The 24282-nt window shown below is 73.4% G+C and carries 24 protein-coding genes; 9 read left to right on the top strand and 15 right to left on the bottom strand.

Features of this window, described 5'->3' with window-relative positions; genetic code table 11:
• Positions 1 to 6: 6 nt before the first annotated feature.
• Entirely contained in the window at positions 7 to 684 is a 678-nt protein-coding gene (locus tag ACFVU9_RS35020) for a CPCC family cysteine-rich protein (RefSeq protein WP_387600542.1), read from the bottom strand.
• A gap of 46 nt (positions 685 to 730) precedes the next feature.
• Entirely contained in the window at positions 731 to 1591 is an 861-nt protein-coding gene (locus tag ACFVU9_RS35015; protein WP_387600540.1) for a DUF1906 domain-containing protein, read from the bottom strand.
• A 137-nt stretch (positions 1592 to 1728) separates the two neighbouring features.
• Here ACFVU9_RS35015 and ACFVU9_RS35010 point away from each other — a divergent pair, with 137 nt between their 5' ends.
• Both ACFVU9_RS35010 and ACFVU9_RS35005 read left to right on the top strand, forming a co-directional pair.
• Positions 1729 to 2559, top strand: a complete 831-nt coding sequence (locus ACFVU9_RS35010) for an SAM-dependent methyltransferase (RefSeq protein WP_387600537.1) — start codon at positions 1729 to 1731, stop codon at positions 2557 to 2559.
• 211 nt (positions 2560 to 2770) lie between these two features.
• Complete coding sequence (locus ACFVU9_RS35005) at positions 2771 to 3262, top strand: hypothetical protein (RefSeq protein ID WP_380440464.1); 492 nt, start codon at positions 2771 to 2773, stop codon at positions 3260 to 3262.
• Between the two features lie 7 nt (positions 3263 to 3269).
• On the opposite strand, the gene ACFVU9_RS35000 is transcribed toward ACFVU9_RS35005, so the two are convergent.
• The 11 genes from ACFVU9_RS35000 to ACFVU9_RS34950 form a co-directional block, all read right to left on the bottom strand.
• On the bottom strand, positions 3270 to 3920 hold the full coding sequence (locus ACFVU9_RS35000; protein ID WP_387600535.1) for a hypothetical protein: 651 nt from the start codon (positions 3918 to 3920) through the stop codon (positions 3270 to 3272).
• Between the two features lie 129 nt (positions 3921 to 4049).
• On the bottom strand, positions 4050 to 4733 hold the full coding sequence (locus ACFVU9_RS34995) for a formyltransferase family protein (protein ID WP_387600532.1): 684 nt from the start codon (positions 4731 to 4733) through the stop codon (positions 4050 to 4052).
• On the bottom strand, positions 4730 to 7831 hold the full coding sequence (locus ACFVU9_RS34990) for a non-ribosomal peptide synthetase (protein WP_387600566.1): 3102 nt from the start codon (positions 7829 to 7831) through the stop codon (positions 4730 to 4732). Before ACFVU9_RS34990 ends, ACFVU9_RS34995 begins: the two co-directional genes overlap by 4 nt.
• A gap of 2 nt (positions 7832 to 7833) precedes the next feature.
• The gene (locus ACFVU9_RS34985) at positions 7834 to 8871 is read right to left on the bottom strand and encodes an NAD-dependent epimerase/dehydratase family protein (RefSeq protein ID WP_387600529.1); all 1038 of its coding nucleotides are present in this window, start codon (positions 8869 to 8871) and stop codon (positions 7834 to 7836) included.
• Positions 8868 to 10877 (bottom strand): fatty acid CoA ligase family protein, encoded by a 2010-nt coding sequence (locus ACFVU9_RS34980; protein ID WP_387600526.1) that lies wholly within the window; start codon positions 10875 to 10877, stop codon positions 8868 to 8870. The genes ACFVU9_RS34985 and ACFVU9_RS34980 overlap by 4 nt, the downstream gene beginning before the upstream one ends.
• Entirely contained in the window at positions 10874 to 11911 is a 1038-nt protein-coding gene (locus ACFVU9_RS34975) for a hypothetical protein (protein WP_387600523.1), read from the bottom strand. The genes ACFVU9_RS34980 and ACFVU9_RS34975 overlap by 4 nt, the downstream gene beginning before the upstream one ends.
• A gap of 4 nt (positions 11912 to 11915) precedes the next feature.
• Entirely contained in the window at positions 11916 to 12965 is a 1050-nt protein-coding gene (locus ACFVU9_RS34970; RefSeq protein ID WP_387600521.1) for a 3-oxoacyl-ACP synthase III family protein, read from the bottom strand.
• Between the two features lie 390 nt (positions 12966 to 13355).
• Positions 13356 to 13709, bottom strand: coding sequence for a hypothetical protein (locus ACFVU9_RS34965; RefSeq protein ID WP_387600518.1), 354 nt, complete (start codon positions 13707 to 13709; stop codon positions 13356 to 13358).
• 13 nt (positions 13710 to 13722) lie between these two features.
• On the bottom strand, positions 13723 to 14643 hold the full coding sequence (locus ACFVU9_RS34960; protein ID WP_387600516.1) for a hypothetical protein: 921 nt from the start codon (positions 14641 to 14643) through the stop codon (positions 13723 to 13725).
• Between the two features lie 194 nt (positions 14644 to 14837).
• Entirely contained in the window at positions 14838 to 15281 is a 444-nt protein-coding gene (locus tag ACFVU9_RS34955) for an SRPBCC family protein (RefSeq protein WP_387600513.1), read from the bottom strand.
• Positions 15282 to 15304: 23 nt separating this feature from the next.
• Complete coding sequence (locus tag ACFVU9_RS34950) at positions 15305 to 15886, bottom strand: TetR/AcrR family transcriptional regulator (protein WP_380495899.1); 582 nt, start codon at positions 15884 to 15886, stop codon at positions 15305 to 15307.
• A gap of 124 nt (positions 15887 to 16010) precedes the next feature.
• Between ACFVU9_RS34950 and ACFVU9_RS34945 the strand changes: the two genes are divergently transcribed.
• Positions 16011 to 16841 carry a carboxymuconolactone decarboxylase family protein gene (locus tag ACFVU9_RS34945; protein WP_387600510.1) on the top strand — a complete coding sequence of 277 codons (831 nt, stop codon included), beginning with the start codon at positions 16011 to 16013 and terminating at the stop codon, positions 16839 to 16841.
• 511 nt (positions 16842 to 17352) lie between these two features.
• A complete protein-coding gene (gene murF, locus ACFVU9_RS34940; protein WP_387600507.1) occupies positions 17353 to 18741 on the top strand; it encodes a UDP-N-acetylmuramoyl-tripeptide--D-alanyl-D-alanine ligase in 1389 nt (462 codons plus the stop codon).
• On the opposite strand, the gene murC is transcribed toward murF, so the two are convergent.
• Together murC and ACFVU9_RS34930 are read right to left on the bottom strand one after the other, a co-directional pair.
• A complete protein-coding gene (gene murC / locus ACFVU9_RS34935; protein ID WP_387600504.1) occupies positions 18742 to 20169 on the bottom strand; it encodes a UDP-N-acetylmuramate--L-alanine ligase in 1428 nt (475 codons plus the stop codon).
• A 54-nt stretch (positions 20170 to 20223) separates the two neighbouring features.
• The gene (locus ACFVU9_RS34930) at positions 20224 to 20418 is read right to left on the bottom strand and encodes a hypothetical protein (RefSeq protein ID WP_387600501.1); all 195 of its coding nucleotides are present in this window, start codon (positions 20416 to 20418) and stop codon (positions 20224 to 20226) included.
• A 160-nt stretch (positions 20419 to 20578) separates the two neighbouring features.
• Here ACFVU9_RS34930 and ACFVU9_RS34925 point away from each other — a divergent pair, with 160 nt between their 5' ends.
• The 5 genes from ACFVU9_RS34925 (at position 20579) to ACFVU9_RS34905 (ending at position 24262) form a co-directional block, all read left to right on the top strand.
• Entirely contained in the window at positions 20579 to 21550 is a 972-nt protein-coding gene (locus ACFVU9_RS34925) for a helix-turn-helix domain-containing protein (RefSeq protein WP_387600498.1), read from the top strand.
• Positions 21547 to 22110 (top strand): peptide deformylase, encoded by a 564-nt coding sequence (locus ACFVU9_RS34920; protein WP_387600495.1) that lies wholly within the window; start codon positions 21547 to 21549, stop codon positions 22108 to 22110. The genes ACFVU9_RS34925 and ACFVU9_RS34920 overlap by 4 nt, the downstream gene beginning before the upstream one ends.
• 545 nt (positions 22111 to 22655) lie before the next feature.
• On the top strand, positions 22656 to 22982 hold the full coding sequence (locus tag ACFVU9_RS34915; protein ID WP_387600492.1) for a DUF6313 family protein: 327 nt from the start codon (positions 22656 to 22658) through the stop codon (positions 22980 to 22982).
• Between the two features lie 288 nt (positions 22983 to 23270).
• The gene (locus ACFVU9_RS34910; RefSeq protein ID WP_387600489.1) at positions 23271 to 23951 is read left to right on the top strand and encodes a CBS domain-containing protein; all 681 of its coding nucleotides are present in this window, start codon (positions 23271 to 23273) and stop codon (positions 23949 to 23951) included.
• A gap of 101 nt (positions 23952 to 24052) precedes the next feature.
• Positions 24053 to 24262, top strand: coding sequence for a carboxymuconolactone decarboxylase family protein (locus tag ACFVU9_RS34905; RefSeq protein WP_387600486.1), 210 nt, complete (start codon positions 24053 to 24055; stop codon positions 24260 to 24262).
• Positions 24263 to 24282 lie beyond the last annotated feature (20 nt).

Below are 24282 nucleotides of genomic sequence, written 5' to 3'. Positions count from 1 at the left end.
AGGAACCTACGGGCGGTACGAGACGCTGAAGCCCGGCGATGTCGTCCCGAACCGCCCGAGCAGCCGGCGCAGCTCGGAGGCACCCACGGGGGTGGTGCCTTCGAGCTCCGCCCACCCCGTGAAGACCAGCTCACGCGGCATCACGACGAGCCCGGTGACCGCGTCCCAGAACGCGTCCCAGTCCATACCGTAGAACGACGGGAACCCGAGCTCCCGCTTCAGGACGGCGTGCAGGCCCCGCACGTCGCGCACCGGACCCACGTCGATGACCACCCGCCGGGCCGGCGGCGCATCGGGCTCCTCCGGACAGCCCCAGAACGACGGGAGCCACCAGCACAGCACCGACCTGTCCTCCGGCCAGGGCCGCCCGCGCCCGCCGTCCCACTCCTCGAACCGGTCCGTCAGCGGGTCGACCGGCCGCCAGGCGGCGTCGAGCGGCTCGTCCTCGGCCGCCGGGCGCACGAAGTGCCGCTCCCGCTGGTCACAGGCCCCGTAGGCGCGGAAGTTCCGCTGCGCCTCGACGAGCGAGACCCGGTTCGCGCCGCCCGGGGTGAACGGCCACCGGATCTGCACCCGGTCGTCCTCCCAGAAGCAGACCGGGCAGACCGCGAACGAGCCGGGCCAGCCGTCCTCGGCGTCGAAGACGAGGTGGCCGCAGCAGGGGCAGGGACGACGGGTATCCATCCGGCCAGTGTCGTCCGTTCCCCAGCGCGGTAGCGACCGGGTTTTCTCAGCCGTCCTCACCCCGGAAGCCGCCCGCCACCGGGCCGTCGAGCTGGTCGGGGTCGATGCTGAGGGTCACGCCGCCGTAGGTCTCGTCGGCGCTGCCGCGGTACTGGTGGATGCGGTGGTGGCCGGTCCACAGGTCGTCGGGCAGGCCGGTGGTCGTGGGGTTGCGGTCCCAGCGGGCGTACCAGAGGGCGTCGGGCAGGGGGGCGCGGCCGCTGCGGGCGGCGTCGACGATGTCGGCGATGCCGGAGTTCAGGCTGGAGTAGAAGCCGGACCGGTAGCCGGCGGCGTGCAGGGCCTCGGTCCAGCCGACGGTGAAGTCGACGACCGCGCGGCTGCACTCGGCGTCGTCGGCGGGGTAGGCCTCCATGTCGAGGTAGACGGGGCTGCCGGCGCCCAGGCCCAGTGTCCGCAGGGCCGCCGCGGCCTCGTCGGCTTCCTGCCCGCCCTGTTCCTCGGCCCGGGCCGGATCGATCCGCAGCGGCTTGTCCGCGCGTTCGGCGCACGGCGCCTGGAGCCCGACGTGCGTGGGCACCAGCTTCCAGCCCATCGCGCGGGCCTCGGTGACCCACTGCGGCGTCAGCCGCGGCTGCGCGCAGCGGCGCTGGCGACCGCTGCTGTAGATGTTCACCGCGCCGTACGGCGAGGCGGTGCGCCACACGGACAGGGCCTCCAGCGGCGGGGCCGTGCAGGCGTCGAACCCGGCGCCGGTGAACCGGTACTCCGGCAGCGGCGCGGCGAGAGGAGACGGGCGGGAGACCGACGGTTCCGCGGCCGCCACGGGGGCGAGCCCGTGGGCGGTGCCGGGGAGCATGAGGAGCACGGCCGCCGCGGGGAGCGCGGCCAGGGACGGAAGGCGCATCCACCTGTCCTAGCGGCCCGCCGGGCATCCGCTGCGTTACCGGGCCGACACGCCGCGCCCGTTCACCCGCAATCGGGACACCGCCGGGGCCGAAAAGGCCCCGGAGCGGCTCCGGGCGGGCGGCTAGATTGCACGGCATGACCTCCGATACTCCCCAGGCCCTGAGCCCGGTGTCCCGCACCGCGCTGTCCGTCGCCAGGGTGCGCGCCTACGAGAGCGCCCGGCCCGACGCGCTGTTCGTCGACCCGTACGCCACCGCGTTCGTCACCGCCGCCGGAATGGAGGCGGCCGCCTCCCGTCCCGGGCTCAGCGGGCTGGCCAAGGGCCTGGTCGCGCACGGCATCCTGCGCACCCGCTTCTACGACGACCGTCTCCTCGCGGCCGCCGCGGACGGGGCGGAGCAGGTCGTGCTGCTCGCGGCGGGCCTCGACACGCGCGCCTACCGGCTCGACTGGCCGGCCGGCACCCGGGTGTTCGAGCTCGACCTGGACCCGGTGCTGGACTTCAAGCAGACGGTCCTGGACGACGCGGGCGCCGTACCCGTCGGCCACCGCACCGCCCTGCCGGCCGACCTGCTGGACCCGCGCTGGCCCGAGCGCCTGGTCGCGGCCGGCTTCGACCCGGCGCGGCGCTCGGCGTGGCTCGCGGAGGGACTGCTGGTCTACTTCACGGCCGAGGAGGCGGCCGGCCTGTTCACGGCCGTCGCCGCCCTGGCGGCCCCGGGCAGCCGGCTGCTGCTGGAGCGGGGCCGGGACGTGAGCCGCACCCCGCACGACCCGGCGCTCGCCCACGTCACCGGCCTGTGGCGCGGCGGCCTGGGCCCCGACACCCACCACTGGCTCGACCGGCACGGCTGGACGGCCGGGCTCACCGCCCTGGACCAGATCGCGGACAGCTACGGCCGCCCCCTGTCCGGGCCGTCCACCGGGGGGTTCATCGAGGCGGTGCGGCAGCACACGGCCGGCTGACCCGGCTCCCCGGCCCGCACGCCCGGCGCGCGCCGCGAGCCCCGCGCCGGGGGAGCGGTGGTTCGCCGGACCGGACCCGGGCGGTCCGCCTACCCTACGAACTGTCCTGCCGCGCACCGGTCCTGGCCCTTGCACAAGGAGTCCCGTGTCATCGTCGCCCTCGCCCTGTGACCCCCAGTTCGCGCCCGTCGGTGACGTGAGCACGGCGCTCATGGTGATCGACTCCCGGCTCAAGGCGATCTACGACGGCCGGACCGGGGCGGACCCCGAACGCCAGCGCATGCTCGACGAGTTCGCCGCGTCGCTGGGCCCCGCAGAGTTCGCCGAGCTGCTGGACGGCGCGTGCACGCTCGTGTACATGTACATGAGCTGGATGCGGACGGTCTGCGAGGAGCACGACAAGGACGTCGTCGAACACATCGTGCCGACCCTCGTGTCGACGATGCGGATGATGCCGAGGACGTTCAGTCCCGAGGTCATCCCCACCATGGCGGGCCTGCTGATCGCCGCGGGCAGCGGCCTGAGCCCCAACCTCTGGCGCGCGCAGTACGGGCCGTGGACGGACGCCGAGATGAACCCGCTGGAGGCGATGGTCGCCCTGCTCGCCGAGCACGTCAACCGGATGTCCGGCGGTGACCACGACTTCGCCACCCGCCTGATCGCCGACGCCCTGTCCAGGGCCGAGGAGGAGGAAGAGGAGTGAGGGCCGGTCAGCCCGCCAGCGCCTTGGCCGCGGTGGCGGCCAGCTGCTGTTCGACGGCGGCCTCCTGGGCGGCGTTGGCGGCGCCGAGCTCGCGGCGGTCGGCCACGGCCTCGATGCTGTAGTGGTGGCCGGCGAGGGTGAAGACGACCTTCGGCATCCCGCCGTCCTCCTTGTTCTTGAGCAGGACGGCGTCGTCCCCGACCCCGGGCACCGGGGACGAGGTGGACCGGTTGTTGGTGGTCACGGCCGTGAACCGGGTCGCGTCCAGCTCCTTGACGCTCACGAAGGACTGACGGGAGCCCCAGGTGCAGCCCCACGCCACCTCGGTCGACGCGCCCTCCGCGCGGAGCGGGACCGAGGCGGCCAGGGCCCGGGTGACCTGGTCGTTCGTCAGGACCGAGCACGGGTCGGCGGGACGGCTGCCGACGGGCTTCGCGCCGGTGGCGACCGTGGCCGCCGGAGCGCTCGGAGCGCCAGTGACGGGGGCCGGTGCGGCCTGAACCGGGACACTCGCCGGAGCACTCGCCGAAGGAGCGGCCTGAGCGCCCGTCGAGCCGCCGCCCGAGGAACACCCCGCGAGCACGCCCGCCACCCCCAGGGCGAGCACCGCAGCCGCAGCCGCCCGGCGACCCTTCGCGGTACAAGTGTCCACCGTCATCAGCACGTTCCTCCCCTGACCCCTACCGTACTCACCCGCCCGCCGCCGCGCCGCCGAATCCGCCCACACCCGCCGGCGGGGCACACTGACGCCCCGTCCGGGCCGCCCGCCGGATGCACGGCCCGGCCGTCAGCCCAGGGCTTCGGCGAGTTCGGGGAGGTAGCCGGCGAGGAAGCCCAGGTCGGTGGCGCGGGCGTACTCAGGATGCTCACGCCAAAGGGGGAGGCGGGCCAGTGCCGTGCGGCCGTAGTAGCCGCCGTCCCCCGCCCCCACGGAGGCACCGGGGTCGCCGGGCCAGTCGGGGTCGGCCGCGGCGAGCGGCAGGCACCGTTCGAAGAGCCGGTGGCAGACCTGCAGGCCCCGGCGCATCACCACGTGGTACGGCTCCTCGGCGCCGATCGGGTAGGGCTCGCGGGCCAGGACGGGGCCGGTGTCGATGCCCTCGTCGACGCGGTGGAGCGTGGCGGCGAACTCCGTCTCGCCGTCCAGCATGGCGTACACCAGGGCGACTTCGGGCATCCCGCGGTAGGCCGGGAGGGGGCCGTGGTGGACGTTGAGGACGCGCAGGCCGGTGGACAGCACCGGGGCGCGGAAGATCATCCGGTTGTTGACCGACCAGACCAGCCCGTCCGTGCAGGCCGCCGCCAGCTCGTCCGCGACCGTGTTGACGTCCGTGGCGGCGAGGTGGCGGACGCCGGGCGGTGCCGCGCCGCCGTCCGCGGCCGGGCCGCAGACCAGGTCCACCGGCAGCCCGCTGTCCAGGGTGTGCCGTACGGCGCGCCACAGCAGCGCGCCCTCGCCGACGAAGATCATGCCTCGCTCCGTACGGTGTCGACGGCGGTGACGACGCGGCCCAGGGTGAGCCCGTCGCTGAGCGGTCCGAGCCGGTCCAGCAGCCGCCGTTCGGCCGAGCCGCCGGGCAGCTGCCCGCCGAGCAGTTCCTCGCCGAGGGCCGACAGCATCTCCAGCACGGCGAGCGAATCGCCGCCCAGCGCGTGGAAGTCGGACGAGTCGTCGAGGGCCGCGGCCTCGCAGCGCAGGACGCGCGACCAGATCCGCGCGGTCACGGCCGCCACGCCCCGGTCGTCGCCCGGCCCTGCCGGTGCGGTGGCGTCGCCGAAGGGGTCCGGCAGCGCCTTGCGGTCGGTCTTGCCGCTGGCGGTCTCCGGCAGCGCGGGCAGGACGCGCACCACCGTGGGCACCAGGTGCGGGGGCAGCGTCCGGGCGAGCTCGGCCCGGACGGCGCCCTCGTCGAAGGCGGCGGCGCGGGCGTCCCGGGCGAGGACGACGAACGCGCACAGGGCCCGCACGTCCCCGGTCCGGCCGCGGGCGACCACGGCGGCCTGGGCGATGTCCGCCAGTGCGGTCAGCGCCGTTTCGACCTCGGCGGGTTCCACCCGGTGGCCGCGGATCTTCACCTGGTCGTCGACGCGGCCCGCGTACTCCAGCTGCCCGTCGGGCAGGCGCAGCACGAGGTCGCCGGTCCGGTAGGCGCGGCGGCCGTCGGGCAGGCGGACGAAGCGTTCGGCGGTGAGGTCGGGGCGGCCGAGGTAGCCGCGGGCGAGCTGTGCGCCGGTGACGTAGAGCTCGCCGGTCCGGCCGTCGGGGACTTCGCGCCGCTGGTCGTCCAGCACGCTCACGCCGGTGCGGTGCACGGGGACGCCGATCGGCGCCGAGCCGCGGGTGATGCCGTCCTCGACGACGGCGACGGTGCAGGCGAGCGTGGCCTCGGTGGGGCCGTAGGCGTTGACGATGAGGCAGTGCGGGCCGAAGTCCTCGCGCGCCCGGCGGGCGGTGGCCGCGGTGAGGTTCTCCCCGCCGAGCTGCAGGGCGCGGATGCCGGCCGGGCGGATGCCGAGGCGGGCGGCGAGGCCGAGGTGGGTGGGGGTGAGCGACAGGGTGTTGGCGAGCCGGCCCTCGTACATGTCGCGGAGCTTGAGGTGGTCGAGCTCGCCGGGCACCGGCACGACCGCGCCGCCGTGCAGCAGCGGCGGGAAGATCTGCATCAGGGACAGGTCGAAGCCGGGGGAGAAGGAGTAGGCGGCGCGGGTGCGTTCGTCGCAGCGCATGAGCGGGGCCAGCCAGCCGACGGCGTTGACCAGGCTCCGGTGCTCGACCTGCACGCCCTTGGGGCGGCCGGTGGAGCCGGAGGTGTAGATGACGTAGGCGAGGTCGTCCGGGCCCGGCGCGGCGGCGGCGACCGTCTCGCGCGCCTGGTCGTCGATCGGGCTGTCTGCCGTGCTCTCCAAGGGAATCGACGTTCCGTCGAAGTCCTCGGCGAGGCCCGCCCAGGCGGCCTCCGCGAGGCAGTACCGGGCCCGCGCGTCGCCCAGCAGCTCCGCGACGCGGCGCGCCGGGTTGCGGACGTCGACGGGCAGGAACGCCGCGCCCGCCTTGAGGACGCCCCACACGCCCGCGAGCCCGTACGCCGTGCGGTCGGCGAGGACCCCGACGACCTCGCCGCGCCGCACGCCCCGCGCGAGCAGTGCGGCGCAGACGGCGTCCGAGCGCCGGTCGAGTTCGTCGTACGGCCAGTGCGCGCAGTCGCCGGTCACGGCGGTGGCCTGTGGGGAGCGGGCGGCCTGTGCGCGGAACAGTTGGACGACGGTGGTGTCCAGCGGCGGCAGCCCCTCGGGGCCCGGGGCGAGGAGCCGTTCGGCGGCGCCCGGTTGCAACTGCCGTGGAGCAGTGGCCGGTTCGCCGGTCGTGAGCGCCTCGGCGATGCGGTCGATCAGCGCGTCGCAGCGCTCGCCCACGTCCGCGGCGCCCCGGGCGGAGACCACCAGCTCGGTGTGGCCGGGCAGTTCGAGCAGCACGACGCTGAACGGCACCAGGGGCGCGTGGACGGGCAGCGCGTAGGCGGTCGTCGCGGTGAAGGCTTCGGTGCCGAACTCCGCGGGGTCCAGCCGGCCGGCGTGCGAGACGATCGCCGAGGCGAGGTGGCGGTGCCGGGCCAGTTCCGCGGCCCTGGAGGCGCGGACGAGGGCGGCGGCCGCCGGCAGCGGGAGCCGGGCGAGCGCCGCCTCGGTGCCGGTGGCCAGTTCCCGCCGCTCGGCGAGGGCGTCCAGCAGCCGCCGGTGGACGGTGTCCGGGTCCTGGCCGGGCGGCACGTCGAGGAACACGGGCAGGGTGAGGTTGGCCGTGGCGGACGCGGCCCGCACGTGCCGGCGCAGGTCGACCGGCACCATGATCCGGGCCGGGGCGCCGACGGCCCCGGCGAGCGCCGCCGAGACCCGTGCGGCCGCCGCCGGGGCCCGGCCCGGCACGGTCCGCCGGCGCCACACGGCGACCGGGCCCGCCGGGCCGCCCAGCGGCGAGCGCTGGTCGAGCCCGAGGCGGGGGCGCTGCCCGCTGCGGCCGAGCGCGGCCAGCAGCCGGTGGTCGGTCAGCGGGTCCGCGGCGTCCTGCGCGGGCTCGCCCCGCAGGGCGCGGAAGACCTCGGCGGCCCAGGTCTGCAGGCCCTTGAGGTCCATCACCGCGTGCGCGGCGCGGAAGACGACGGTGGTCGGCTCGACGGCGGGTTCTCCGGCGGCTTTCCCGGCGGGTTCTCCGGTGGCTTCCCCGGTGAGGAGCAGCACCTCGCAGGCCGGGGAGTCCTCGGCCTGCGCCAGGTGGCCGGTCAGCTCGGGCAGTCCGGTCAGCGCGGCGCGGTCGAAGGCGGGCGCGTCGACGGCCACGACCCGGGCCGGCACCCCGCCGTCGTGCCACGTCCGCCCGCGCCGCACGACCCGGGAGCCGGGGCAGGCCCGCGAGGCCCGTGCCACGGCCCCGGCCAGTGCCCGGGCGTCGATCCGCCCGGCGCCCTCGACCACGAGCTGGATCACCATCAGCTCGCCGAGGCGCGCGGCGGCGAGGTAGGACCACTCGGTGGGCGAGACGGGCCGCCGGAAGCCGGAGGTGGAGTGGTGCACGGTCAAGGCTTCACCTTCCTGGTGAACTCGTCGACGCCGCCGATCTCCTCGATCCAGGCGGCCAGCCGGGCCATCCCGGTCGCGTGGTCCACCACCGGCGCGCCCAGGTCGCGGCGCGCCGCCGAGGTGTCGTACGTGGCGGACCGGGTCAGCAGGGCCAGCGAGTAGCGGGACAGGGGCGGGGAGGTGCGTTCGGCGAGCGGGGGCAGCTTCCAGAGCAGGTCCGCGGCGAAGGCGGCGGCCTTCAGCACCGGGAGGGGGACCCGCCGGGTCGGGGGCGTGCCGCCGAAGCGCTCGGCGAGGGCGGCCAGGGTGCTCCACACCTCCACCGGCTCCGGGTCCGCGACGAAATAGGCCCGGCCGCCCACCCCGGGGGCCCGGGCGGCGCGCACGCTCGCCGCGGCGGCGTTGTCGCAGTGGCACAGCGAGGCGAGGACGGGCCGGCCGCCGGAGAGGTCGGGCAGGCGCCCGGCCATCATCTTCGCCAGCAGGCGCGGCATGAACCCGGAGTGGTCGCGCGGGCCCCACACGGCGCGCGGGCGCAGTGCGACGGTGGTGAAGTCCGGCCGGTCGGCGGCCAGGACGAGGCGTTCGGCGGCGGCCTTGGTCTCCGAGTACAGGTTGAGGAAGCGCCGCGGGTAGGGCTCGCTCTCGTCGATGCCGAGCCGGTCGCCGTCGCGCACGCCCATCAGCGCGCTGGGGCTGCCGATGAAGACGAACCGCCGGGCCCCGGCGTCGCGGGCGGCGGTCATCAGCCGCCGGGTGCCGTCGACGTTCTCGGCGTAGAACCGGGCCCGGGTGCCCCGGTCGGTGACCCGGGCGGCGCTGTGGTGCACCGCGTCGACGCCGTCCGCCGCCGCCCTGAGCGAGGCCTGGTCCCGCAGGTCGCCGAAGGCGAACTCGACGCCCGCCACGGTGCGCAGGTGGCCGAGGTCGCTGCCCTCGCGCACCAGCACGCGGACCTCGTCGCCGGCTCGCAGGCAGGCGTCGACGATGTGGCTGCCCAGGAATCCGGACGCGCCCGTCACCAGGACCTTCACGACGCGCCGCCCTTCGCGCCGGCGCGGGCCCGGCGCCACCACGTCGCCCCGAAGAGCATCGTGAGGGCGGCGGTGGCCGACGGCCTGCGGGCGGTGGCGCGTTCCTGCTCGGCCCGCAGCGCGGCCGGTATCTGCGCCGCGTGGACGACGACGCTCAGGAAGGCGTCCACCCACCACAGCGCGGTGAGCACCGGGTGCTCCCAGGGCAGCAGCGGCCACGCGGCCAGGTACGCCCAGCCGGCCAGCGGCACCGCGCGCAGCGCCAGGTCCGCGGCGCTGGGGCGCCGGCCGCCGGTGAGCCGGTCCCCGGCCCAGCCGGCCAGCAGCTCCCGGCGGATCTTGGCGTTGTGGCGCACGTCGACCGGGAACGCCGGGTGCACCAGGAAGTCCGCGACGGGCTTCGTCATCGGGTGGTCCGCCCCGAGGGCGCGCAGCTCCTCCTCGATGCGCGGCCACTGCTCCCGGCCGGTGCCCGGCGCCAGCTCCACGCACAGCACCGGCCGCCGGCGCCCGCGCGGCCCGACGCCGACCAGCGCGGTGCGCCGCACCCGCGGGTGGGCGTTGAAGACACCCTCGCAGCGCACCGTGTGCAGGTCGCCCTCGGGGGTCCGCACCCGCTGGCTCTTGCGCCCGCAGAACCAGATCCGGCCCTGCTCGTCGATCCATCCGACGTCACCGGTGCGGTGCCAGCGGGTGTCACCGTCCTGGATCTTGTGGTCGGCGTCGGCCCGCTCCGCGCGGAAGTAGCGGGGGCTGACGGCCCGTCCGCTCACCACGATCTCGCCCATCTCGCCGGGCGGCACGGCCAGGCCGGGCGTCCAGCGGGGCAGCGGGTCGTCGCCGATCGCGACGGTGCGCACCGCCATGCCCGGCGCCGGGCGGCCCAGGCAGACGCCGAGTCCGGCGGCCGGCCCCGCGGCCGGTGAGCCGGTGCTCCCGTCCGCGGTCCCGGCGGCGCTCCCCGCGGCCAGGGCCTCGCGGCTCTCCAGCAGCGCCATGGGCAGGGCCTCGGTCGCCCCGTAGGTGCTGAACACGCGTGCCTCGCCGGGCAGGACGGCGCGCAGCCCGGCCAGCAGCGCGGGGCTCACCGGGGCGCCGCCGGAGATGACCAGGCGCAGCGAGGGCACCGGGGCGCCGGTCGCGGCCAGGTGGGCGGCGAGCGGGGCCAGCAGCGCGGGGGAGGCGAACATCGCGTCCACCCCGAAGCGCCGCACGGCGTCGGCCAGCGACGCGGGGTCGGCGGCGCCGACCCGGGCCATGTCCATCCTCGGCACGACCACGGTCCGCCCGGCCACCAGGTCGAACACGCCCATGAGCGGCATGGTGACCAGGGTGGTCCGTTCGTCGTCCGTGAAGTGGGCCTCCTCACTGCCCCGCGCCATCGCCAGCAGCATGCCGGCGGTGACCTCGACCGGCTTGGCCGGACCGGTGCTGCCGGTGGTGTAGCCGATGAGCGCGAGGTCGTCCGGGCCGGTGAGCGCGGGGGCCAGCGGGGTCCGGCCGGCGCCGGCGGCGATCAGCCTGCGCAGCGCGGTGCCGTCCGGGCCGCCCACCGTGACGGAGCTGCGCACGCCGGCGAAGGCGCGCGGGCGCAGCCGGCGCAGCACCTGGGCCTTCGGGACGCCGATGAAGGCCTCCACGCGCACGCGCCGCAGGCAGTCGAGCATGCGCTCCAGGCCCATGCCGGGGTCCACGACGACGGGGACGGCGCCCACGTGCAGCATGGCGAGGACGAGCGTCAGCAGGTCGCCGCCGGGCGGTACCAGCAGGGCCGTGCGGGTGCCGCGGCGGATGCCGTGCGCCTCCAGGCCGGCGGCGCAGGCCGCGACGGTGGCGGCGAGTTCGGCGTAGCCGACGGTGGTGTAGGCGGCGCGGCCGTCCGCTTCGGTGCGGTCCGCGTCGGGGTGGACGAGCGCGGCCGTATCGGGGGTGCGGGCGGCGTGGTCGGCGAACAGCCGTGCGGGGTAGGCGTGTTGCTCGCGGGGGAGGGAGGGGGCGGGCGTCATCGGACGGTCCCCCCGTCGCCGCTGCCGGTACCGGTACCGTCGCTGCCGCTGCCGCTGCCGCTGCCGCTGCTGCTGCCGTCGACGCCGTCCGTGCCGGGGGCGGTCAGGCGGTAGAGCGAGGCCGCCGAGGTGAGCCCGGCGCCGACGGCGAGGAAGAGCACCTGGTCGTGTCCGGCGAGCCGGCCGGTGTCCAGGGCCTGGAGGTAGCCGTGGACGAGCGCGGAGGTGTGCGGGTCGCCGTGGACGCCCTCGACGGTGACGGCGGCGTCGGCGGCCAGGCCCAGGCGCTTGGCCAGGCGCGCGGCGAACCCGGGGGAGGGCTGCGAGGTGACGAGCAGGGTGCGGTCGAGGGCGAGGCGCGCGCGGCCGTCCTCGGTGCCGTCCCCGGTGCCGTCCTCGGCGCTCAGGACGGTGCGCACGGCGTCGGCGGCGAGGTCGAGCATCCGGTCCAGGGCGTCGCCGTCGCGCTCCACGACGATGCTGCTGCGCCCGCTGGCGCCGACGTCGGGCAGCGGCAGGTAGCCGTTGACCCCGTGCCCGCCGGGCAGGGAGCGGTGGTGCACCCGGCCGAAGCCGCGTCCGTCGTCGGTGCGTTCGAGCAGCAGGGCCGCCCCGGTGCTCGCGTACGGGAAGGCGGGCGTGCCGGCGCGGGAGGCGTCCGACGACGGGTGGGTGTCGGCGCAGACCACCATGACCCGGCGGGCGCCGCCGGTGGCGAGCAGGGCGTCGGCCGCCTGGACGGCGTTGAGCACGCCGCAGGCCCCGTTCATGAGGTCGAAGGAGAACGCGGCCCGCCGCTCGGGGGAGCGCAGGTAGTCGAGGTTGATGCCCAGGCGCTTCTGGATGAGCGCGGCGACGGACGGCTCGACGATGTTGGAGTCGCGGTAGACGCCGACGTTGATCAGGACGTCGACGTCGGCGGAGGCGAGCCCGGCCCGCTCCAGGCAGGCGCGGCCGGCCGCGGCCGCGTGGCCGATGGAGCTGCCGGAGCCGTCGGCCGGGGCGAGCGCGGCCGAGGTTATGACGGTGGCCATGGGGTCACACCTCCAGGGAGGAGACGGTCGCGGACAGGAAGCCGGTCACGACACCCGAGGCGGCGGGCACCATCAGCACCTTCGACCCCCCGGGTATGCGGCCCTCGGCGAGCGCCTGGTGCAGCACCAGGTAGTGCGAGGTGGTGGCGGTGTTCGCCAGCCGGTCGACGACCGACAGGGACGGCGGCATGGGCGCGCCGAAGCGGCTCGCGCCGGTGGCGTTCATGAAGTCCACGAACCGGGTGCCGACCTGGTGCTGGATGACGAAGTCGTAGCCTTCGTCGGCGAATTGACGCCCCTGTTCGGCGAGTTTGTCCCCGTGGAAGGCCGGCCACAGCGAGAGCCGGTCCTCGGCGTGCATCTCCTTGTTGTTGGTGTACATGGCCATGCCGCCGGTGCCGTCGCTGGGCATGCCGAGGCACAGGTGCGAGTACTCCGAACACGTCATCAGCTCGATGTCGTGGATCACGTCGCGGTCGTCGGTCGCGCGGTCCATCACCAGCGCGACGGCGGAGTCCCCGACGGACATCGACGCGAACTGGGGGTCCCTGCTGTCCTCCATCTCGCGCGCGGCGGTGAAGGCGATGGGGGTGATCTGCTCCCCGCTCAGGACCAGGCCGTTGCGCACCGTGCCGGCGCGGATCATCCGGTCCAGCAGGAGGACGCCGGTCATCATGCCGGCACAGGCGTTGGAGACGTCGAAGCGCAGGGCGTCGTGCGCGCCGATCTCCTCGGCGATGCGGTGCGCGAAGGAGGGCTCGAACTGCAGGCGTCCGCCGTCGGCCATGCGGCTGATGGAGCAGGAGATCACGGCGTCGATGCCGTCCGGCGCGTGGCGGGAGCGTTCCAGGCAGTCCCGGGCGGCGGCCACGGCCATCGTCAGGCTGTCCTCGGGGTCGTGCGCGGTGTCGTCCGCCACCCGCCGCTCCGTCGTCCCGGTGATCTTCACGAGGTCGAACTCCGGCGCCTTCTCCAGGCGGCCGAGGAGTTCCCCGGTGCTCATCACCGTCGTGGGGAGGTAGGCCCCGATGGCTTCTAACCGAGTCTTGTTCACGACACCCTTCTTTCTTTCCAGCGCGGGTCCGGGTGATTAAAGGCACGTAAAATCACGCGAGGTGATTCGACATCACCCCGCGACGACCTTCATGCACGCCTGGACCCGATGTGCCCATGGCTACTTCGCGGACTTCTCCCAGGTCAGGGGAGTGCCGCTACGTGACGCGAGCGCGCCAATCACCGTCGGAGACTATCGCATTACGCAAAGCGACCGGGCCTCATGGGCATGTGACGATCGCCACCCGCTATTTCCGGCCGCGTTCGCGCGAGGGCACAACCATCCTCTCTGTACGGATGGTTGTGGCCGTCCGATGGCCGATCCGAAGGGCGGGACGGGTGATCCGGAAGGGACCATGGCCCTCTTTTTCCCGGATATCCCGCCCCGCCGCTATCGCGCGAGGTCCTGACGGACCGTCGCGAGGACCTCGGGGTCCAGCCTCCCGGTGCCCACGTCAAGCAGCCACCGCTCCAGCTCTCGCCCCGCGTCCTCCAGGCGGCGCGGCGGCCCGTCCGGGCCGTGCAGGGTCACCAGTCCGCCGGACACGACGATCTCGGCGGCGTCGTCGTCGTCCGGGCCGGTCCGCACCCGCAGTCCCCGGTAACCGAGCCCGTCGCGCGGCCGCCCGCCTCCGGCCGCAGGTGCCAGCGCCTCGATCCGGCGCGCCAACTCGCCTGCCGCGGCGGGCTCCAGGGGGAAGCGGGGGTTGGGCCGCCCGCTGTAGAGGTCCACCTCGACGATCACCGGTGACCGTCCTTCAGCGGATCCTCTGCCGCTGGCTGTTGCACCCGTAAAAGTAGCCGCAGAAGATCGTGTAGGGCCCGCGGTCGGCCGTCTCCGGGTCGTAGATCACGTTCCCGCTGTTGTCGTAGTTGCGGGCCGCCGTCCCGCCCGGCTTGTGGCCCCAGAAGCCCTCCTTCTGCTTGCGGTACCAGTGGAAGTCGCCGCCGCCGGGGATGACGACCAGGGCGACGAGGAAGCGCGGCTTCTCACCGTCGGGGAAGCAGTCGAACCGGTGGTGCATGCCGTCGCACAGCGCCGCGCGGGTCATCTCGCCGCAGTCGATCCGCGTGTACATGCTGCCGCAGCCGCGACCGGGCTGCGCGAAGGTGTTCGTGCGCCAGTTGCTGGCGTAGTTGTAGCAGTTGTTGCCGGCCTGGACGGTCGGGTCGTTGTTCCAGAACCCGGGGTTGAACGCCCCGAGCTCGATCGTGCAGGTGACCGCGGGGCGCTCCTCGCGCGCGCCGCCGGCCGGCTCGACCCCGTCCTGCGCGGAGATCCCGCTGCTGCCCGACAGCTGCCCGAGCAGGAACTCCCGGAAGGACGCGTCGAGCGGCGGCGTCGCTCCGGCGAACGTGTCGGGGGCCTGGCTCCAGTCCGCGATGGTGATCAGCCGCTCGGCGACCTCCGCGACGCGCCCGGCGGGCGCCTGCGGTCCCACCGGGACGTAGAGGCGCGAGTCCACGTCGAAGTCGCGCGCGAGCCCGTCGTCGAAGGTCTCCAGCCAGAACCCGCGCAGGCCCAGACCGCCCGTCAGCGGTTCGGAGGGCCGGGAGCCGGTGAACAGCGTCCGGTCCCGCGTCAGATCCCGAAGAGCCGCGCGTGCCTGCGCCTCATCGGTGATGTCCGCGACGGGGTCGGGCCGGCCGGAGTAGACGTCGGCGGTGATTCTCAGCATGCGTCCGGGTCTCCTTGAGCGAGGAGTGGCTTGGGGCTTCGGGCGGCGACCGCGAAGCGTCCGCCGCCCGGCCAGGTGCAGCCGTTTCTACACGTCCCGTCACGGGCCGGAACCCCGCCGCGCGGCGGCCCGGGCGGATGTCGTCCCAGCGGTTCAACGCCGCACGGGCACGCGCGCGGTGGGGCCGGGACGCCTCACCCCGTGGCCGGGGCGAGCAGGTGGTCCAGCACCCGCCCGAACACGGCCCGCCCGGCGGCGGCCACCAGCGGGTCGAACAGGCGGGGCAGGCCGGCGATCCGCAGCTCCTCCTCCCACACGGCCTCGCTGCCCGCCCCCGTCACGCGCACCCGCAGCTCGGCGTGGCCGCGCACCACGCGCCCGCGTTTCTCCAGCCGACACAGCCCGGGCAGACCGTCCCCGGGGGCATCCAATGCGACGATCTCCATCGGGTCGTCAAAACCCAGCGGCCCCAGCCCGGTTCGCGCCAGGACGACGTCCCCGGTCTCCCGCCCGCCGCCCCGCACGGCCCGCACACGCGTGAGCGGCACCCGGTCCCCGTGCCGGGGCCAGTCGGTGAGCCGCGCCCAGCATTCCTGCGGCGGCAGCGGGCAACGACGAGTCAGGACGAATCGGGCCATTCCGCCACTCTAGTGGGCAGGCGTCAGGCCGGGCGCAGGCCTTCCAGGACCGGCGTGACGAGGAGGGGGCTGCGCAGCGTCTCCTCGGGGCCGGCGCCCAGCAGGACGCGGTAGTAGACCGGGGCGTAGAGGATGTCGACCATCGTGCGGGTGGGCAGGTCGGCGCGGAGCTGGCCGGCGGCGACGGCGGTGTCGAGGCGGCGCACGCACCGCTCGATGCGGGGTTCGAGGAAGGTGGCGCGCAGGGCGGCGGCCAGGGCGGGGTCGCTCTGGGCCTCGGCGATGATGCCGCGGTAGAGCGTGCCGGTGTCGCCGGTGAGCATGGCGGCCACGGCGGTGAGCTGGGCGGTGAGGTCGGCGGCGACGTCCCCGGTGTCGGGGAAGTCCATCGAGTCGCCGATCCGGTCGTTGACGGCGTCCAGGGCGATCGCGCCCTTGGAGGGCCACCAGCGGTAGATGGTCGGCTTGCCGACGCCCGCGGTCGCGGCGACGGCCTCGATGGTGGTCTTGCCGTACCCCTTGGCCGCGGCCACCTCGAAGACGGCGTCCAGGACGGCACGGCGGGCGCGTTCGCTACGGCGTTCGGGGTTCGGCTGGGGGCTCATGGTCCGGAGTCTAGCCCAGACGTGACGTTACGTTTCGTTTTGACAGTCGGCGCGGGACCGCTCTAGCCTCATCGACGTTACGAAACGTTTCGTAACGCCAATCTGGAAACCCAAGGAGTCCCCCGTGACCGCTCCCGCCACCCCGTCCACCGACCGCCACGCCCGCGGACTGGCCCTCCTGCACGAGGTCGCCGGCCCCGAGGGCGCCGGAGTCCTGGACGGCCTCGCCGGCATCGCCCCCGACCTCGCCCGGCTGACCGTCGAGTTCGGCTACGGCGACGTGTACACCCGCCCCGGCCTCACCCTCGCCCAGCGCCAGCTCGTCAACGTCGCCGCCCTCACCGCCCTCGGCACCGCCGCCCCGCAGCTGCGCTTCCACATCGACGGCGCCCTCAACGTCGGCGTCGAGCCGTCCGCCATCGTCGAGACGGTCCTCCACGTGGCCGTCTACGCCGGCTTTCCGGCGGCGCTCAACGGCATCGCCGTCGCGAAGGCCGCCTTCGCCGCCCGGCCGGGGCTCGACTTCACCCCCGTCCGCAGCGAGGCCGACGGCGCGGAGACGCTGCGCGAGCGGCACGAGCGCGGGCTCGCCGCGCTGGAGCGGGTCGACGGGGAGGCCGGGGAGCGCGTCGTCGCCGCGCTCGCGGACATCGCCCCCGCCCTGGCCGACCACATCGTCGACTTCGCCTTCGCCGACGTCTACTCCCGCCCCGCCCTCGACCTGAAGACCCGTGAACTGGCCACCGTGGCCGCCTGCACCGCGCTCGGCACCGCAGGACCGCAGCTGCGGGTCCACCTGCACGGCCTCCTCAACGTCGGCGGCACCCGGCAGGAGGCGGTCGAGACGATCACCCAGATGGCCGTCTACGCGGGCTTCCCGGCCGCGCTCAACGGGATCGCGGCCGCCCGCGAGGTGTTCGCCGAGCGCGACGCAGCAGGCCGGACGGGGCAGTAGGCGTCCGACGTAGCCTGCGCATATGGCGATCAACAGCTTCGGGGACGGGGGCGGCTGCATCAGCCCATGCTTTCCGGTCTTCGCGGTCGGCTTGTGCATCGCCATCGCGCTGGCCGGCACCCCGGAGCCGGTGTACGGGACGCCGAGGCTGTCGAGGAGGCCCTGGAGCTTGCCGTCCTCGGCCCACTGGCCGGCGATGGCCAGGAAGGCCATGTCCGTCTCGCGGACGCGGTCGGTGAAGTCCTTGTCGGTCGGGTCGAGCACGACGTGCGCCAGGTGCCGGCGGACCAGTGACTCGCGGACGGCCTCGCCGGAGATCAGCGAGCGGTCGCGCTCACCGGAACGGCCGCCGGTGACGAGCGCGATACGACGTTCAGCAGACATGCCCATCTTCCTTTTGTCACAGTCTGGTTCGGAATGCGTGGGACTTCGGGCAGGGGCCGGGCGAGCCGATAGCGTCGACGGGAAGGACGCCCCGGGCCGGGGCGGGTGTCGATGGAGTGGAGCCACCGTGGTCCCCATGACCTTGCAAGAGATCGCCGAGGCCGTCGGGGGTGCCCTGCACGACGCCCCCGACCCGGGCGCGGTGGTGGACCGGCCCGGCGTGATCGACTCGCGGCTGGTCGAGCCAGGGGCGCTGTTCATCGCGCTGCCCGGTGAGCACACCGACGGGCACCAGTTCGCTGGGGCCGCCGTGGCCGCGGGTGCGGTGGCGGTGCTGGCGGTACGGCCGGTCGGGGTGCCGGCGGTCGTGGTGCCGGACGTGCAGGACGCGATGGGCGCCCTGGCCCGCGCGGTGCTGGCACGGCTGAACGCGCCGACGGTGATCGGGCTGACCGGCTCGGCCGGGAAGACCAGCACCAAGGACCTGCTGGCCCAGGTGCTGCAGACCATGGACACGACGGTGGCCACGCCGCTGTCGTTCAACGGTGAGATCGGCCTGCCGCTGACCGTGTTCCGGGCGGACGAGAGCACCCGGCTGCTGGTGTTGGAGATGGGGGCGCGCGGCGCCGGGCACATCAAGTACCTGACGGGGATCGTCCCGCCGAAGGTCGGCCTGGTGCTGAACGTCGGGACCGCGCACGTAGGCGAGTTCGGCGGCGGGAAGGAGTCGATCGCCGTCGCGAAGGGCGAACTCGTCGAGGCCCTGCCCGCCGACGGCCTGGCGGTGCTCAACGCCGACGACCCGTACGTCATGTCGATGGCACCGCGCACGGTCGCGCCGGTCCTGACCTTCGGGGTGCACGCCGGGGACGTACGGGCCCTCGATGTCGAGCTGGACGCCGCGGGCCGGCCGTCGTTCACCCTCACGTACCGGGGCGACAGCGCCCCCGTGAAGCTGGGGCTGCACGGCGCCCACCACGTGTCCAACGCGACGGCCGCCGCCGCGGTGGCGATCGGCCTGGGCGCGAGCGTGCGGCAGGCGGCGGAGGCGCTGAGCGGTGCCCGGCAGCTGACGCCGGGCCGGATGGACGTCACCGAACGGACGGACGGCGTGACGGTGATCAACGACGCGTTCAATGCGAACCCCGATTCGATGGCCGTCGCCCTGTCCGCGCTCACCGCCATCGCGGGCGGCGGGCGGAGGACGGTGGCGGTGCTGGGCGAGATGCGGGAGCTGGGCGAGGAGTCCGAGGCCCACCACGCGGAGCTGGGCCGCCTCGTTGCCCGTAGCGGGATCACCGACCTGATCGCGGTCGGCGACTGGGAGGCCCGGCTGGTGCACACCTGGGCGGTGGAGGGCGGCGTCAACGGCACGCTGGTGCCGGACCGGGACGCCGCTCTCGACCTGCTGCTGACCTACCTCAAGCCCGGAGACGTGGTGCTGATCAAGGGCTCCCACAGCGTCGGGCTGGAGGACACCGCGATGCGGCTCGCCAAGCCCGACGCTGCACGCTGACTACCTGGCCGGGACCGCCACCGGGGTCTCGGCCAGCCGCAGCAGGACCGCCCGTCCGACGCGACCGGCCGTCCCGGTGCCCATCGTCATCACCAAGTCGCCGGGCTCGACCAGCTCGGCCACCACGTCCGCCACGTCGCGCCCGTCTCCCGCGGTGTGGGCCCGGCCGCCGTGGGCGACGACCTGCGCGGCGATCGGCGCAGTGCTGACCCCCGTCAGCGGTGACTCGACCGTGGCGTGCACGTCGAGGAGGACGACCTCGTCGGCCGCCGCGAGCCGGCGGCCCATCTCCTCGCCGAGGGCGGCGGTGCGGGTCCAGCCGGTCGGCTCGAACACCGCGATCACCCGGCCCTCGGTGAGCATCCTGGCGGCGGCCAGGTCGGCGGTGATCTCGCTCGGGTGGTGGGCGTAGGAGTCCAGCACCGTGATCCCGCCGCGCCGACCGGTGATGGTGAGCCTGCGCTGGACGCCCTGGAAGGCGTTGATACCGCCCACCAGGTCGACGGGCTCGGCTCCGAGCACGCGGCCGGCGGCGAACGCGGCGGCGGCGTTCATCGCGTTGTGGCGGCCTGGGACGGCCAGGATGAACTGGTGCCGGGCCCCGTCGGTGTCCTGCACGGTGACGTGACTGGCCTGCCCGTCCCACAGGACGCGCATCACGCGCACGTCCGCGCCCCGGCTCTCGCCCACGGTCACCACGCGCGGGCCGGGGGCGAGCTGAAGGCGCTCGGCCAGCAGCCGGGCTCCCGGGTCGTCGGCGGAGACGACCAGCACGGAGCTGTTGCGGGCCAGGCGCTCGATGGTGTCGAGGACGTCGTTCAGGTCGACGTACTGCTCGGGGTGGTCGTCGTCCACGTTCAGGACGACGGCGACCTGCGGGTGGTAACGGCCTGCGGTGCGGTCGCTCTCGTCCGCCTCGGCGATCAGGAGGCCGCCGGTGCCGTGATGGGCGTTGGGGCGGCCGACGGGGGCGCCGCCGATGGAGTACGACGGGTCGAGGTGGGCGAGGGCGGCGCTGAGGATGGCGGTGGTCATGGTCTTGCCGTGGGTGCCGGCGACGGCGACGGACCGTTCGGCGCCGGCGATCAGGTGGGCGAGCACGTCCGAGCGGTGCACCACCGGGATGCCGCAGCGGCGGGCGGCGGCGACCTCGGGGTTGCTCGGCGTCACCGCGCTGGACCACACGAGGACGGTGGCGTCGGCGGGCAGGTTGGCGGCGGTGTGCCCGACGAAGACGCAGGCGCCGGCATCCTCCAACGCACGCAGGGCGGCGGTGTCGCTGGTGTCGGAGCCGGAGACCCGGCTGCCGCGCTCCAGCAGCAGGCGGGCGACCGCCGACATGCCGGCACCGCCGATGCCCACGAAGTGCGGGCGGGCGAGGTCGATGGGTCCGTCGTGGACGGGGACGATCACGTTCCTGGTTTCCATGCTGTGCGCTCCAGTTCGGAGTCCAGCCCGTGGTGGGCGATCGGTGGAAGGGCGCTACGCGCGGGTGTCGTCGTTCGGCGCCGGGTAGGCGGCCGGGCGAGCACCGATTCGGGCCGTGTCGAAGTCGTTGTGCACGATGACGCCGAGCAGGACGATCACCACCGCGTTGCCGACCGCCCACAGGACACCGAGGAACGCGCCGACGGGATCGCGGTGCCGGCCTCGGTGGCGGGACGGGGACTCGTACACGGCTAACTCCTCGCGGCAGAAAGGAAGATGGACGGCTGGTGCCGGCCGGGCGCTGGAAGTTCGCGTCCGATGGGGTAATGACAGCCGGAGGCAGGATCGTGACGGGATGGTGAGCTAAGGTCACTCACGGTTCATTCATCACTCACTGGGGGCGGAGCGGATGGAGACGAGGGCCGACCACGACGCGGTCGACCAGGCCATGGAGGCGTTCGCCGCCGAAGTCGCCCACTGGCGGGAGGTGCGCGGCCTCTCCAAGCGCGGGCTGGCCGGGAAGATGGGCTTCGACCCCTCGTACGTCAGCCACATCGAGTCCGGCCGCCACAAGCCCACCGAGGAGTTCGCCCGCCTCGCCGACGAGACCCTCAACGCCGGGAAAGCCATCTGGCGGCGCTGGCTCGACTACGACGCCGCCCGCTCCCGCAGCCGCACACCGACCACACCGCCGGCGCCGCGCCGTTCCGAGCAGCCGTACGCCTCCGGCTCCGCACTTGTGGTCGAGCACGACGAAGCCGCGCTCCAATTCGACGGATGCACCTACCGGTTGACCATGCGCCGTCGGCTACGGAACACCGGCACCGAGCCCGTCACCCGCTACCTCATCCGCATCGCCGTCGACCGCTACCCCGGCGAACCCGAGCGCTCCAACGCCCACTACCGTGAGCACCCACTGACCTGGGACGAACTGGCGCTCAGTGCCTCGTGCCAGGGCGAGGACATGCGGTGGCAGGCCAAGCACGACCGCGACGCGTTCAAGGAGGTCTGGCTCCTGTTCGACAACGAGCACGGCCGCTTCCCGCTCTACCCGGGCGACGCCACCTGGATCGAGTACGCCTACAGCGTCGGCGCCGACAAGTGGGGCCACTGGTTCCAGCGCGCCGTCCGCCTGCCCACCGAACACCTCGCCGTACGCCTCGACTTCCCCGCCGCCCTCGACCCGGTGGTGTGGGGCACCGAGACCTCCATGACCGCCGAGGCCGTGCCGCTCCGCACCGCCGTCAGCCGCCACGACGACGGCGAGCGCCGGCACTTCGCCTGGGCCACCGACAGCCCGCCGCTGCACGCCCGCTTCCGCCTCGAATGGCGCTTCCGCGCCACCGCCAACAACCAGCAACAGACCAAGGAGACCAGGTGATCGAGGTGCGGCCCAGCCAGCAGATGCAGTCCCTCGGCGTCATCCAGCAGGGCACCCCCATCCTCAACCGGCAGGCGGAGCCCTTCGACCTACCGACCGAACGGGCCACCGCGCAGGCCGTGATCGACGAACTGTTCACCGCCGTCGACCGGATCGGCCGCGTGCACTCCTTCGCCAAGGGCATGGGCCTCGCCGCCCCGCAGATCGGAATCCCCCGCGCCGCCGCGATCGTCCTGCCACCCACCCCCGGCGCGGAGCCGATCATCCTGCTCAACCCGAAGGTCACCGCCGTCTCCGACGAGACCGACGAACAGTACGAGGGCTGCCTCAGCTTCTTCGACGTCCGCGGCATGGTCCCGCGACCCCTGCGGATGGACGTCACCGCCGCAGCCCTCGATGGCACCGTGACCACGGTGCCGTACGCGTTCGGCCTCGCCCGCCTCATCGCCCACGAGATCGACCACCTCGACGGCATGCTCTACACCGACCGCATGCGCTCCGACGTGCACCCGATCCCGGTCGAGGAGTACCGCGGCACCGGCTCCACCTGGAGCTACTGAGGCCGATCACGTACCTGCAGCGGCATGGAGACGCCGGTTCGGCTGCCCATTCACCAGTTCCTGGAGAGCCAAGCAGTCTACAGCTCGCCCCCCTCGGACGAAGATTCTGCCGTCGTCGCGGACGGCCTCTACATGCCAAGGCAGGCAGTCGAGGCAAGGCCAGATCTTGAATCCGTGATGTTTGGTGGCGCGCCTGAGTTCGACCGCAGTTGGCTGCCACTGCGTACCCATGGCCCTGCTGGGTGACAGCGGCCAACTCCACGGCCTCAGGTGAGGTATCGAATCTGGCGTGGCGGGGGATCCCTTCCGAAGGTTCTGTGCGGCTCGAAGCTGGGCGCGCTCGCCCGAATCCCGAGGCGGAGCCGATAAGAGGTTCAGACTGATATCAGGGGCCACGTGCCACGCGTGGGGTCGAGATCTAGACGTGCGTGGGCGATGTCCAGGAGGTGGACGATATGGCACCTGGGGAACCTCCTCCCCTTACTACTGACAGCAGATCACGGCTGGCGAGTCTGAGGTGCTGGAAGGACGAGAAGGAAGCCCTTATGGACAGGCTTCCGTACTGGCTTTTGTTCAAGTCTTGGAAATGGATCCTGATCGTCTTAATTCCTTTTATGATCTCTGGATTCGTGATCGGCTTTGGCGATGCCTGGGAGATCCTCGTTGGCCGGAGCTCCGCCAGGAATGCAGGATGGCCAGCCGTCACCTGGCCGCTGTCCGTCCTGGGCTGGCTCGTTGTACCGGCCTTCATCGCCGGCGTAGTCGGCTACATCGTTAGCAGGCAGATCAGTGACCGCCACGAGAATCCGACCGGCAAGGTCGCTCGGGAGCTACACGAGAATGCACCTAGCCTGCACGAGGGTGGACCATGAGGACCTTGGCGGATGTACACAGAGGCGGTGGGGACGGCAGACTGTTTGCGACCGACTTCGTGAAGGTGCACGGCGGTGACTGGCCGGAGGCGAGTGAGCACTGGCGGCTAACTGTCCTGCACTTCTTAAAGGAGTCCAGTGACATGGAGGGAAAGTCGAAAGCGCGGAAGCTTGAGCTGGCCGAGTGGGCGGCGCAGGAGAGCCTCTGGCTCGATGCCAAGGACGGATTCTGTGGCTACCCAAGGTAACGTGAGGTTTCCGCCTTGATCGTCAGGGAAGGTGAAGTGCATGAAAGACCGTGGCAAGCGATCGAATCAAGAGATCATGCGTGACCTGCTGGTTGCCAACCGCCCTGACATCGATCAGAAAGTGGTGGATGAGCTTTCCCGTGCCATGGCCGAGAACGCCGACGTGGGGGCGCCGAGCGAGAGGCAGATCGATGATCTTCGAGAGCGATTCCCGTCCCGCGGTACGGCCCCCACGGAGGCGCATCGCCAGGATTCGGACCGCGAAGCGACGGCACCCAGGGGTAGGAGCATGACCGCTCGCGACATCATGCACAGTCGCTCTGCGTGCATTGCCGAAACGGCGACGCTCTCCGAGGCTGCCGAGATGATGGCGGAGAAGGGCGTGAGCGCCCTGCCCGTCTGCGACTCCAGTGGACGCCTCCAAGCGATTATCACCGAGCGTGACATCATCATCAAATGCGTCGCTCTAGGGAAAGATCCCTCGACGATGACAACCGCCGAGGCGGCCGGAGCGGCGCACGCCGTTCACGCAGACGACCAGATCGAGATGGTTCTGAGGAGGATGGAGCAATACCAGATTCGCCGAGTCCCGGTGATCGACAACGGCAAACTGGTTGGCATGATCAGCGAAGCCGATCTTGCAGTGGCCCATCGTGGAGGCTCACGCCTCACGGATGCCCAAATCCTGGACTTCATGGCCTCGGTGTACGTGCGTCCGTGACGCCCTCCGACACCTACTGCGCGGCCCCAGGGCGAGCTCGGTAACATGAGCAAGCTCACCGCCGTGGCCGCCATAACTTGCGCCCAGCCAGCGCAGCCACCGTGGCCGCCTGCACCGCGCTCGGCACCGCAGGACCGCAGCTGCGGGTCCACCTGCACGGCCTCCTCAACGTCGGCGGCACCCGGCAGGAGGCGGTCGAGACGATCACCCAGATGGCCGTCTACGCGGGCTTCCCGGCCGCGCTCAACGGGATCGCGGCCGCCCGCGAGGTGTTCGCCGAGCGCGACGCGGCGGGCCGGACGGGGCAGTAGGCGCCCGACGTAGCCTGCGG

Origin of the sequence: Kitasatospora sp. NPDC057936 (assembly GCF_042887525.1) — a bacterium.
Classification (GTDB): Bacteria; Actinomycetota; Actinomycetes; order Streptomycetales; family Streptomycetaceae; genus Kitasatospora.
This window is presented reverse-complemented; position numbering and strand designations above follow the sequence as displayed.